General features: G+C 48.9%; 10 protein-coding genes, 1 tRNA gene and 1 rRNA gene. 2 read left to right on the top strand and 10 right to left on the bottom strand.

Annotated features, from left to right (window positions below):
* Window positions 1–179 precede the first annotated feature (179 nt).
* Window positions 180–878: a ribonuclease III domain-containing protein gene (locus tag WC764_03310; GenBank protein MFA6006724.1), complete on the bottom strand. Its 699-nt coding sequence runs from the start codon at window positions 876–878 to the stop codon at window positions 180–182.
* 218 nt (window positions 879–1096) lie between these two features.
* Here WC764_03310 and WC764_03305 point away from each other — a divergent pair, with 218 nt between their 5' ends.
* The gene (locus WC764_03305; GenBank protein MFA6006723.1) at window positions 1097–2644 is read left to right on the top strand and encodes a hypothetical protein; all 1548 of its coding nucleotides are present in this window, start codon (window positions 1097–1099) and stop codon (window positions 2642–2644) included.
* A gap of 83 nt (window positions 2645–2727) precedes the next feature.
* Here the strand turns inward: WC764_03305 and WC764_03300 are convergent, their stop codons facing one another.
* The 9 genes from WC764_03300 to WC764_03260 form a co-directional block, all read right to left on the bottom strand.
* Window positions 2728–4092 (bottom strand): putative glycoside hydrolase, encoded by a 1365-nt coding sequence (locus WC764_03300; protein MFA6006722.1) that lies wholly within the window; start codon window positions 4090–4092, stop codon window positions 2728–2730.
* Complete coding sequence (locus WC764_03295; GenBank protein ID MFA6006721.1) at window positions 4073–4285, bottom strand: hypothetical protein; 213 nt, start codon at window positions 4283–4285, stop codon at window positions 4073–4075. The genes WC764_03300 and WC764_03295 overlap by 20 nt, the downstream gene beginning before the upstream one ends.
* Before the next feature lie 20 nt (window positions 4286–4305).
* The gene (gene rsmI / locus WC764_03290) at window positions 4306–4995 is read right to left on the bottom strand and encodes a 16S rRNA (cytidine(1402)-2'-O)-methyltransferase (protein MFA6006720.1); all 690 of its coding nucleotides are present in this window, start codon (window positions 4993–4995) and stop codon (window positions 4306–4308) included.
* A gap of 1 nt (window position 4996) precedes the next feature.
* Window positions 4997–6247: a cyanophycin synthetase gene (locus WC764_03285; GenBank protein ID MFA6006719.1), complete on the bottom strand. Its 1251-nt coding sequence runs from the start codon at window positions 6245–6247 to the stop codon at window positions 4997–4999.
* Window positions 6247–6525 (bottom strand): hypothetical protein, encoded by a 279-nt coding sequence (locus WC764_03280; protein ID MFA6006718.1) that lies wholly within the window; start codon window positions 6523–6525, stop codon window positions 6247–6249. The genes WC764_03285 and WC764_03280 overlap by 1 nt, the downstream gene beginning before the upstream one ends.
* Before the next feature lie 42 nt (window positions 6526–6567).
* Window positions 6568–7911, bottom strand: coding sequence for a UDP-N-acetylmuramoyl-L-alanine--D-glutamate ligase (murD, locus tag WC764_03275; protein MFA6006717.1), 1344 nt, complete (start codon window positions 7909–7911; stop codon window positions 6568–6570).
* Between the two features lie 4 nt (window positions 7912–7915).
* Window positions 7916–7988: transfer RNA gene (locus tag WC764_03270), tRNA-Ile, on the bottom strand.
* 437 nt (window positions 7989–8425) lie between these two features.
* Window positions 8426–8857, bottom strand: coding sequence for an LAGLIDADG family homing endonuclease (locus WC764_03265; GenBank protein ID MFA6006716.1), 432 nt, complete (start codon window positions 8855–8857; stop codon window positions 8426–8428).
* 321 nt (window positions 8858–9178) lie between these two features.
* Window positions 9179–10697 (bottom strand): 16S ribosomal RNA (locus WC764_03260).
* Window positions 10698–11068: 371 nt separating this feature from the next.
* Between WC764_03260 and WC764_03255 the strand changes: the two genes are divergently transcribed.
* Window positions 11069–11566 (top strand): hypothetical protein, encoded by a 498-nt coding sequence (locus WC764_03255; protein MFA6006715.1) that lies wholly within the window; start codon window positions 11069–11071, stop codon window positions 11564–11566.
* Window positions 11567–11596: the final 30 nt, after the last annotated feature.

The raw sequence follows: 11596 nt of genomic DNA, 5'->3' as shown, positions 1-11596 counted from the left end.
GAACATAACACTCCGCGGACGCGGGTGCCGTACTTTGAGCACCTCGCGTTTGCGAAGTTCATGATTATAACACAGGCAAAACTTAACAGCAAATAATTTTTTTATAGGAAAAAGAAAACACCCACCCGGATGTTTTCCCACGAACGAATCGTGTAGATTTCCGAGCGGATGTGAATCCGCTACCGCTTCTTGAGAATCTCGAGCGCCTCCTTGGCGGCATTGAGCTCTGAGGCGGTCTGGGTCTTGCCTTCGCCTTGGCCGAGGTTCTTGCCGTCGTGACTCACTTGAGAGACGTAGACGCCATCAGACTTACGCCCGATGAGCTGGTACTCTGGGTAGACTCTCTTGTGATGACGACCCTGCAAGAACCGAGAAAGCTGGTTCTTGTGGTCGAGAAGGTTCTTGCCGGCGAGCAGTTCATCGAGTTTCGCCATGGCCGTGCGTTCGACGAAATTCTCAGCAGTCTCGAAGCCCTGGTCCTCGTGGATGGCACCGACGAGAGCCTCATAGACGTCCCCGACGACATTATGTCTCAACTCGATAGACATGTTGTCGCCAAAGCCAGGGCAGAACTCGATGTGAGGGAAGAGGTCTATTTCCTCTGCCAGCTCACCAAGCGCCATACGCGAAGCGAGGCTCGTGAACGCCTGGGTCATGCGCCCTTGAGACAGTGGCGGGCTTCGCCGGAAAAGGCGCTTGCTCACGACGTAGTCAATCACAGCGTCGCCGAAGAATTCGAGTCGTTCATACGGCGGTTGCGGTTTGTTTTTCTTGCCGAGTGGCGAGACTGACTTGTGCCGAAGGGCCTCGGCCAGCAACTCTGGATTATTGAACTTGATGCCGAGCCGCACCTGCAACTCTTCTCTGGTTTCGGACATTAATCACCTTCCTTTTTTCAAACAGCGTTTCTGGAATCGAATATTACTTTGTATAATAGCACTAATTTGACGATTATGCAAATAATTTCTCTGGGAAACAGCTCTAATTTATGCTAGCATGTCAACCTAGCCTAAAAATAGGCAGTGTATCGGTCTTTGGCAAATAAATAGGCAAAAAAGGAATACGGGAACGGGAACCGGGAACCTAGGAGGGAACCATGGGAACCACGGAAACAGAGGTTAATCAGGTAGAAATGGACTCGGAACGACGATACATCTATCCAGACGAAACGCGCTGGAAGCTCGTCCACAAGTTTGACGAGTACAAGGAGATCATCGTTGACGGGATGAAGAAGGCGCGGAACACCTTCGGGTTGTTCGCACGCTTTCTCTGTCTCATCCGCATTGTCCTCCGGGATATGCGGGCCTGCAATCTCCCCACCGAGATCCAGGAAGAGATCCGAAGGATCATGAGTTGCTCGTTCAACCTTCTTCGGGAAATGGCACACGACTCCGGCCTGAAGACGCCGGCGATGCCTTCGGAGGAAGAAGAGGAAAGCACCGACAAACCTGAAGAGGCCTTCGCCAAGAAGGTCATCGAGCAGGTCAAGGGGCTCTCTGTCGTTGTCGTTCCAGAAGAGGAGATCAAGTTTGGAACGTACCGCGAGGTACCGACCAAGCTGGTCGTCGACAGCATCCCCCAGATCCCCAACAAGGAGATGAGGGAGGCGATCGAAACGGCGGTGGTCGACATCCGCTTCCCCACTCGCAAGAAGGGAGAATCGGACGAAACGGCCCGCTTCAAGGTCAAGCAGACTGGATACAAAGGAGGAGTCGCAAGGCTGTTTTTGAAGATCTATGTCTACTTGATCGTGCTCAGGGTTATTCCGCCACCAGAGTGGCTGTCGGAAGAGGAACTGAAAGCCATTTCCATCAGGCTCGTTGAGCGAATCCTCTGGGCCGAACTGCCCCTCACCGACAAGGACATAGTCTGCGGCCCCCAGGTGACGAACATCTGGGTGGTTGCGGCCGAGCTCGGCGTCGACGCGGACGGCGTGGAAAAGCTCAAGATCTGGGACATCGTCCACTACATGAACTGTAGGGATATCGACCAGAACCACGCGCTTCTCACGAAGCACGCACTCTTCTTCACTCCGGAGGGATTCCTCTCCTGCTGTAACGGCATCATCCACGCAGCAGGCCGGGCCAGGACAATGTTCGGGGTGGACACCTTCCGTTACTGGAAGCACGTCTACCACACGAACAAGATCCTGCACCGCGAGGTGAAGCAGGTGGCGGAAGACAAGGGTGTGTCGTTCAGCACCCCGACGTACAATCGGGTTGTTCAGATCGGGATCTACTATCTGGTCCTCATTCGCCGAATGGTCGGCAAAAGGGACCAGAACTTGAAGATTGCGAAGATCTGGTCGTGCGCTCGCCAGCTCGGGCAGACGAGAACACGGACGCCGGGCGACTTCATCCTAGAGCTCACGACGCAGTACCCGCAGTTCAGCTTTCGGAAGAACCAGAACATCGAGGACATTGCCCGATGGATAATCGGGAAGTTCACGGTGGCGGCCTTCCGGTCGTTGAAGCAGAAGTTCGGGGTACACCCAGATTGGGGCTACCACGAAACGTGCGAGGAGCCCCTGATCATAACCCCGAACGTCTCGACGGTCTCACCCGAGCAGTATGGGGCGATCGAAGAAATCATCAAACAACTCCACGATCGAGACGTGGAGCAGAAGTATCCGTCGACGGTCTGACAGATTCCCGTCGACTCAAGTTTTTTGCCTATCAAGCCGGACAGCCAGTTCCTGATTTTTCATGGGAGCTGGCTGTTTCGTTTCTATTCCTTCTGCAAAGCCCCCTCTGTGTATCTGTTTGCAGGATCCCACAGTAACCAGCTCGTTAGGCCGGCGTCTTCTGTCGCTTTTATTTGGGCTCTTACCATACCTGCGTCGTAGGTGGCGCCCATGTCGAAGTCTTGGAGCCATGGGACGATTTTTTTATAGCTTGGTGGCAAGGAGAGACCTTCCCCTTTAGGTAAGGACTCACCTTGCCACTTGTCGGTCGAGGAGGCTTTAGCAAGAGCGCCTTCAAGGGCATACGCCACCATTTCGTACGGATATTGCGCCGGCTTTTTGTAACCGTTGATGCCCGGGCCGTAATGCGATGGATATATCATCGGGCAAATATAGTCGAAGTATGGGAGCGCGTCAGTCAGCATCTGGCCGATACCCATATCATCGTCGGCGGTTGTGGTCATACCGAAGAGGTCGGCGGAGTGCGGGATGGCGGTGGAGACCAAGGACTCACCTCTTCCCGCTTCGCTCCTTGAGGAGAGACCTTGGTCGCTTGAAAATATTCCTCCCCTCTCCTTCGGGGAGGGGTTGGGGGTGGGGCTATCTTGCATCGCATTGTGCAGATATTCATAAAATAATTTCATTTGCGCCGGTTTAGTAAGTTTGGCCTCGTCATAAAATCTGTAGGCGATATCTTTCATATTCCCATCCGAGGGGAAGCGGATGTAATCGAAATTAATTTCGTCAAAGCCTCTTGAGTAAGATTCTTTCGCTATTGCAATAATATAGTCCCAAGTCTTCTTGGCGCCGGCGTCAAGCCAGCTTAAACCTTTCCTATCGCGCCAAAATTTGCCATCGCTTTTGCGAATGACCGCAAGTTCTGGATGGATCTTGGCGAAGAGCGGGTCTTGGAAGGTCGAGACTCGGCCGATGACGTAAATATTTTTAGCATGAAGCTCTTTGATAAGACTATCTATATTGCCGATGCGATTGGATTCCGTGCCCATCGCCTTAAGCGCCGGATCGTTCACATGGAAGGCGATCTCGCCTGTCGCATCTTTAATATCTATTACGACGGCATTTATTTCTGTGCGATCTATAAGGCCGATGAGACGCTTCATCTGTGTCGCCGAGCCGGCCGACCAGCTTGATATATATATCGCCTTCAATTTTTCCGGCCGCGGCTCGTGTAATGCAACTACCGGCGCGATAAAGGCAAACTTGGCTTGATCTTGCGTTGTAGAAGCAACTTTTATTGCTATCGGCTCTGGTGTATCGCGTACGTAAACACTGCTCGCTTGCAGATATTTGCTGATAAAAGGCAGGCGAGAAGCTCCCCCAATAAGAACAAAGCCCGCAAAGAGCCCAGCTAAGGCGAGTGCGAGTATCTTATTTTTTCCCTTTAACATTATTTTCGCCATGCTCTTCGCCATAGACCAAGAATCTGCCGAGCTGGAATGAGATGATGACGATAGCTAAGCCGAGTAAAAAATAAAAGTTATCTGTCCAACTGTGCGGGAAGCCGGTAAGTGGCAATACAAGGACAATGAAGCCGAGGATGGTCACGAGTCTATTTTGCCAAATGTGGTTCAGTTTATGCATACAAAGTGATTATTCTGCCATTATACCAGAGGACCGACCAATACGACAAACTCGCCCCTTTCTCTGTCCGGAGTCTCTTTCATCTTCGCGAGCACCTCTGCCGGCGTACCGGAGATGATTTCTTCGAATTTTTTCGTCAGTTCGCGGGCAATTACCACTTTTCGCGTCTCGCTCAAGAGTTCGGCGAGTCGTTCTATGGTCTTCAATATCCTGTGAGATGACTCATAAAATATCATCGTGCGTTCACTATTTTTTATTTCGTTAAATAACGTCTCTCTTCCTTTCTTGTGTGGCAAGAATCCGAGGAAAGTAAATGCCGAAGCCTCGATTCCGGCGACAGAAAGTGCCGTGGTGATTGCCGATGGGCCGGGAATTGGTTCTGTACGCACTTCATCACCAAACTCTTTGCGTACAGCCGAGACGAGCCGTGAACCCGGGTCTGACACGCCAGGCGTCCCCGCGTCTGTTACGAGTGCTACCGACTTGCCTTCAGTGAGTAATGTAATAAGCTCTGTCACCTTACCTTCATCACTATGGGCATGGAACGACAAAACTCTTTTTGGGTTGTCCAGATATTTTTCTAAAAGCTTTTTCGTCACGCGCGTATCTTCGCAGACAATGGTGTCGACTTCTTTTAGAATTCTGATAGCACGAAGGGTGATATCTTCGAGATTGCCTATCGGCGTGGCGACTATATATAATGTAGCCATATTATTTTTCTGCAATAAGTTTACTCGCCAGCTCTGTAATACTTCCGGCACCAATCATCATCACGACGCACTCGGGAGTAAGTATGGTGTGGAGATATGTTTCCACCGCTTCGAAATCAGGGAAGACGAACACGCGCTCGTGATGTATGCGCAATGCTTCTGCGAGCATCTCTGCCGTAATCGTCGGGTCAAGAGACTCGCGAGCGCCGTAAATAGGAACGAGAAAGACTTCGTCAGCATCGTTAAAACTTTCCGCGAACTGTGGGAGAAGCGACTTGGTTCGGCTATACAAGTGGGGTTGGAATACTGCAATGATTTTCCGATCCGGGAACTTTTCTCTTGCACCCTGCAGAGCCGCTCTGACTTTGTCTGGATTATGTGCGTAATCGTCATAGACCAATGCTCCTTCTTTGGTCGTGCCTTTATATTCAAATCTGCGCCAAGTACCTTGGAAGTTTGCGAGCGATGCTTCAGCCTTTTCTCGCGATATTCCTAATACCTCCGCAACGGCAAGCGCGGCCTGCGCGTTCTGCCTATTATGCAAACCGGGAATCAATAATTGTTTTGGCGGATTAACAAGCGACCAGTCTGCCGGTTTTATCACGTGACCACCCGGTGTGACCCGCGCAACCAATTCGTCAAACGTTGCTTGAATTTCTGCTAAATCCTTATAATAATCCAAATGATCAACACCGATATTGGTTATGACCAAGATGTGCGGTGAGAGATTCAAGAATCCGCGCTGATATTCATCTGCTTCTACTACTAGATATTTGCTTTTACCAGCGATAAAATTGCTTTTATGGTCAAGGAGTATAGAGCCGACGATGACAGTGGGGTCAAGCCCGGCATCCATCATAACCTTTGCAATCATGGCAGTCGTCGTCGTCTTGCCATGAGTGCCGGCCACTGCGATAGTAAACTTCTCTTTGGTTACTTCGCGCAGTGCCTCGGGGTAAGAAAGTGAAGGAACAGGCAGTGCCTTCATCGCCTCAAAAAATGACACGTCAGCAACAGGTATCGCCGCGGTATAAATAACCAGATTAGTCGTGGCAGGAATAGTCTGTGTACTCTGGTCAAAAGTGATAACCGCCCCTAATTTAGAAAGCTCATCAGTGACATGCGAAGCATGCGTATCTGACCCCGTCACCATCCGCCCTTCAGCAAGCATCATCCGAGCAATTGCAGAAATGCCAATCCCGCCGATGCCGACGAAGTGAATGTGCTTCGCTTTTTGTAATATGTCAGACATTACCTCCAAACGGGTTTTTTGTAGTTAGGGTCTTTTTCTAATTCTTTCTGTCTAAGTGCGTTCTTTGCACTGGCGATAGTCTCAATCATACTAGGAAGATATACGGACAAATCCCTTAACTGCCTTGCATCCAATGAACAAAGCGTCTGAACTAACTCTGTAATATTAACGCCCACTTCTTGCAGCCTCTTGAGAGAATTTTGGTACGATTCATCATTCTTCAATATTTCTTCGATAGAATCGGCTGGTGCTGATTCCGTTGGGATACCTTCTGTCATAAATTTATTATTATTTGTTAATTGCTAATAACTATAGCACTTTTATGGTTTTACCGCCTTGACCTCGGCAATAAACTGATCGCCCCTGTCATATTCATTTTTAAAGATGCCAAACGATGCCGCGCCAGGCGATAATAGTACTACATCTCCCGGCTTAGCCAGTTCTTGCGCTTTTGCAAACGCTTCGTGCATTGTGCTCATGTTTACGAATTTCCCTATCTCCCAACTCCCAACTCCTATCTCCCATTCGATTTTGTCACTCGCCGTCCCCTTAAACAGAATTAATGCTTTCAAATACTCGGGAAATTTTGCGACGAGCTCGCGATAGTCTAAGCCTTTATCGAATCCCCCGCAGAGTAAAATTATTTTGCCTTTGTAATCAGAGAACGATTCCAGCGCCGCCATGACGGCCTCGGGCGAGGTACCGTTCGTGTCATTCACATACAAGACTTCATTCGCTTCTCCTACGATCTCCTGCCGGCCTGGTAATCCGCCGAAGCTTTCGGCAACTTTTTTTATGACATCATCGTTAACGCCGAGCAACTTCGCTGTCTCGCGGGCAAGTGTCACGTTCAACTTATTATGCTCGCCACGCATCCTAATTTTCCAGTCCGACACATTGGCAACATCGGCGATAGCGTCGAGCTTTCTGCTCTCTCCGTGCTTCCACATTTCTGTCTGTATCTGCGTGCTAACAATAAGCTTATCGCCCGGCTTTTGATGGCGAAATATCGACGCCTTATCATGCCAGTACCTCTGCATGTCACCGGCATAATAGTTCAAATGATCGGGGAAGAATGATGTAAAGACTGCAATAGTCGGGCTAACCTTATCTTCATCGAAGCCTTGGAGCTGCCATGAATCGAGCTCGAGTACAACATAGTCGCCCGACTTTACAATATCAAGCAGTGGCAATGTTGCAGTGTCACGTACGTTGCCACCGAGATAGACTGACTTTCCCGCTAACTTGAGCATTTCGTAAACGAGCTGGACGGCCGTGCTCTTGCCACGCGTACCGGTCACACCAATGAGCGTGACGTCTTCGGGCACGAGTTCGGCGAAGAGCGAAGCGTCCATTTTTATTGGCACATTATTTTTTCTGGCTTCGGCAAGATATATAGAATCGAGCGGTGCGTTCGGCGCGCGAATAACCATATCAGCCTTACTAAAATCTTCAAGCCGATGTTCGCCCAGAACGTAGGTGATATTTTTGAGCTCTGCAAGTTTCTCCAAAGCCGGGGCAAGTTCTTCTTTCGTTTTTAAATCTGTCACCGTGAGCAAAGCACCATGTTCCGCCAAGAACTTGGTAATACCAATCCCCCGCCCCAAAAGGCCCAAACCCATGACGGTGATCTTTTTGCCTTTGAAATAATCTGAAGAATACATTCGGTGCGCGTGCTTGGGGTCGAACCAAGGACCTTTCCGGTATCAGCGGAATGCTCTACCAACTGAGCTACACGCGCATTCTCTCAAACTATGATAATACTATAAAATCACGAAAAACTCAAACAGCCCTAATTACAGGGCTCTTAAGTTTTTTCATATATAGTTTGCGCAAAAGAGAAATTCTTTTCTCTTGTTCCGTAATTTTTTGCGGTCTCGTAATTGTACAGCTCTGAGACCAACACTGATTTCATTTCGTGCTCAATTGAGGCACAAAATGTCTTCCTGATCACCTCCTCCCCGAAGGGAGAAGGGTACTCTCTTTAAATATTCCACGAGCAGCTTCCGCTACCCGTGCCTTGTTACGACTTAATCTTTGTTACCAAGCTTACCTTGGGGCCACGAAATGTGACACTTCAGGTACTCCCGGCTTCCCTGACTTGACGGGCAAGTATCCTCTATGAACGTAGAGTTGATGTTCCCACGTAGCGGGCGGATTTCCCGCACTACGCGAGCTCTAATGCATTCGCTGTTTTATATCGAATATTTGTTGCCATCCAGATGCAGTAAGATGAGAACCACTATTGATGAGTTGCAATAGTTCACAGAATATTTCAAAATCTATTCTTTTTGATGCCAATTTTGGTTGGTGAATCTTAAAGAACGGTATAATGATCTGTTCTAATTGTAACCTATTTGCCACTTCGTACCGATAGCAGTTTTGATGATTCGCGCGTTTATCAGGTTGGTAATATACATTACCACAACCGAAGTATTCCATAAGCGTATAGAGGATTTCTTTGTCTCTCTCCACAAGCTTAAGGTAAAACCGAGGTTCAACCTTTACGCGTCTCTTCACTATTTTTGACGATTCAGGATCCCTTACGTAAACCGTAAAGCTTCCTTCACCATCAACTAATCCTACGATATAATCTGGTGTTAACTTCATTAGAGTAAGCCCTTCATCTGCCCAAATTTACTTTGATGCAGAGTTACTATGACTTAGCTGACTTCTTACGCTGCGTAAGTATCATTATATCTCGAACATTTCGAGATAACAACGTAAGATCTCCACAGGTCAGTTATATAACTGTTCCTTACATCCACGTCGCAGTTTTTCTTGATCTTCATCATGCTCACTGCCAATCATGATTCGATCACTGCTTTTCTTGACGAGGCTGTAATTTGCTTTCAGATCCTCCATAGTATCCCTCACGGAAGACTACTATCTTTTAGCTACGTCCCGACGACGAATCGGGAGAGTCGATTTGAACGACTTAGTTGTATAACCTGCTGCGCGCTTTTATTGTGAGTACAAGACTTGAGAACGTATTCACCGCGGTATGTCTGACCCGCGATTACTAGCGATTCCGGCTTCATGAGGTCGAGTTGCAGACCTCAATCCGAACTGGCGCCGACTTATAAGGATTTGCTCCACCTTGCGGTATTGCGTCCCGTTGTATCGGCGATTGTATTATGTGTGTAGCCCAAGGTATCAGAGGGACATGCTGACTTGGCGTCATCCGCGCTTCCTCCCAGCCCGAAACGCGCAAAAGCGCAAATTTTTAATTTCGAATTTTGAATAAATTTTAGAATTAACTAAATTATTCGAAACTCTAAATTCAAAATTCGAAATTGCACATTGTGCTCTTCGGGCTGGGCGGTCTCGTGTGACACTTGTAACACACGACACGGGTTGCGTTCGTTACCCCACTTAAGGGAACAATTCAAACCACGAACTGACGACAGCCATGCATCACCTGTGAAAGTGTCCTTGTGAGAAGGCTAAGGTTTCTCCTAGCCGTCACTTCCATTTCTAACCTTGGTGAGGTTCTTCGTTTAGAATCGAATTAAACCACATAATCCACCGCTTGTGCAAGTCCCCGTCTATTCCTTTGAGTTTTAGCCTTGCGGCCGTAGTTCCCAGGCGGTTCATTTAATGCGTTAGCTTCGCCACACAGAGGGTCGATACTCCGTATAGCTAATGAACATCGTTTAGGGCGTGGACTACAGGGGTATCTAATCCCTTTCGCTACCCACGCTTTCGTTTTAGAGCGTCAGAAATGCGCCAGTCTGCTGCCTTCGCCTTCGGTGTTCCCCATGATATTAACGGATTTCACCCCTACACCATGAGTTCCACAGACCTCTCGCACCCTCTAGCGGTACCGTTTCTTTCGCAGCTTCCCGGTTAAGCCGGGAGTTTTAACAAAAGACTAATACCACCGCCTACAAACCCTTTACGCCCAATGATTCCGGATAACGCTCGGGGTTTCTGTATTACCGCTGCTGCTGGCACAGAATTAGCAACCCCTTATTCGTAAGGTACTATCGTGTGGCATAAATGCCACGTTCTCCCTCATAAAAGATGTTTACATCCCGAAAGACTTCATCCATCACGCGATGTCGCTCGATCACACTTTCGTGCATTGTCGAATATTCTCGGCTGCTGCCACCCGTAGGTGTATAGCCCGTGTCTCAGTGCTATAGGTGGGGGTCACCCTCTCAGGTCCCCTAAGCGTCATAGGCTTGGTAGGCCATTACCCTACCAACTACCTGATACTGCGCGAGCTGCTCAAAGAGCGCCTTGCGGCTTTACCCTTGCGGGACCATCGAGGATTACCCCGTCTTTCGACGAGCTATACCCGACTCTTCGGTGCATTCTCACGTGTTACTACCTCGTTTGCCGCTAACTTTATACTTGATATAATCTCACATAAAGTCCGCGCGACTTGCATGCCTTATCCACATCGCCAGCGTTCATCCTGAGCTAGGATCAAACTCTCATAAAAGATAATTTAATTTTTCAATTATTTTTGATCTTTGTGAGTTACGGAACAAGAGAAAATGATTTCTCATATCTTCTTGGCTTTACTTTTTAGCTATTAGTAAAGACTTTGGTTTCTTGCGTAAACGTATATATGTTTGCTTCAATTGTCAAAGTCCAAGCCTTACAGATCTAGCGACCCGTAAGGCTGTCTATAATAGCAGAAAGGCTCTTGCCAGTCAATGAAATTATGCCCAAAGTAGGCCCTCGATATCACTTGACATAATAGGTTTTAGTGTGTTATTATACTAGCCGAACTGTTCTCTGCCAAATAACGGCCGTATGTGGGCATACTGCCCCAGCCGTTCATAGATGCGAGAACAATTGGAGGTTCCCATGTTCCGAACTGCACTCCTGGTTACCCTGCTCGTCGTCATCATCGCCACCCCGGCCAAGGCCGGGCTCGTGCTCGTCCACGTCGGAGAGCTAGATACGGCTATCGCCAAGGCGATCATGGCCGGGACTGTCCCGACCACCTGGTCGGGCTTCACCGACAAGGAGGTGGAATCGTACTTCAGTAGAGCCTCCGACGACATGAACCGAATCGACGGCTCATGGATCAGGAGGATCAACAAAATCCTCGAGGACCTTGCCGGCGTCAATGCGAAGACGCTCGAGGAGCGACAGAGGAACACAAAGAACTTGCTGTACCTCAGGCCACTCCTCTCGGGGTACCTGCCCGAGAGGTCCTCGGATTCCCCCGAGGATTATGTGGGGGTGTACCGGTATGGATTTCCCTCCGAGCCAGCCTGGGTGTTCCAGTTCCGGTTCTATCATCACCCTCACCTGACGGTGATGGAGAAAGGGGTGATCGGCAGTAAACCTGCCAAGTAACCTCGCATCTGATTTGGCGACAGCCCCGGC

The organism is Candidatus Paceibacterota bacterium (genome assembly GCA_041660505.1).
GTDB lineage: Bacteria > Patescibacteriota > Minisyncoccia > Phycocordibacterales > JACRKE01 > JBAZWG01.
The sequence above is the reverse complement of the archived record's forward strand: the minus strand, read 5'-3'. Positions and strand labels throughout refer to the sequence as shown.

Bases quoted from the DNA above. Each gene is read 5' to 3' on its own strand.
- WC764_03295 (MFA6006721.1), bottom strand. From the start codon at position 4,285: ATGCATAAACTGAACCACATTTGGCAAAATAGACTCGTGACCATCCTC.
- WC764_03255 (MFA6006715.1), top strand. From the start codon at position 11,069: ATGTTCCGAACTGCACTCCTGGTTACCCTGCTCGTCGTCATCATCGCC.
- WC764_03280 (MFA6006718.1), bottom strand. From the start codon at position 6,525: ATGACAGAAGGTATCCCAACGGAATCAGCACCAGCCGATTCTATCGAA.
- murD (MFA6006717.1), bottom strand. From the start codon at position 7,911: ATGTATTCTTCAGATTATTTCAAAGGCAAAAAGATCACCGTCATGGGT.
- WC764_03305 (MFA6006723.1), top strand. From the start codon at position 1,097: ATGGGAACCACGGAAACAGAGGTTAATCAGGTAGAAATGGACTCGGAA.
- WC764_03285 (MFA6006719.1), bottom strand. From the start codon at position 6,247: ATGTCTGACATATTACAAAAAGCGAAGCACATTCACTTCGTCGGCATC.
- rsmI (MFA6006720.1), bottom strand. From the start codon at position 4,995: ATGGCTACATTATATATAGTCGCCACGCCGATAGGCAATCTCGAAGAT.
- WC764_03300 (MFA6006722.1), bottom strand. From the start codon at position 4,092: ATGTTAAAGGGAAAAAATAAGATACTCGCACTCGCCTTAGCTGGGCTC.
- WC764_03265 (MFA6006716.1), bottom strand. From the start codon at position 8,857: ATGAAGTTAACACCAGATTATATCGTAGGATTAGTTGATGGTGAAGGA.
- WC764_03310 (MFA6006724.1), bottom strand. From the start codon at position 878: ATGTCCGAAACCAGAGAAGAGTTGCAGGTGCGGCTCGGCATCAAGTTC.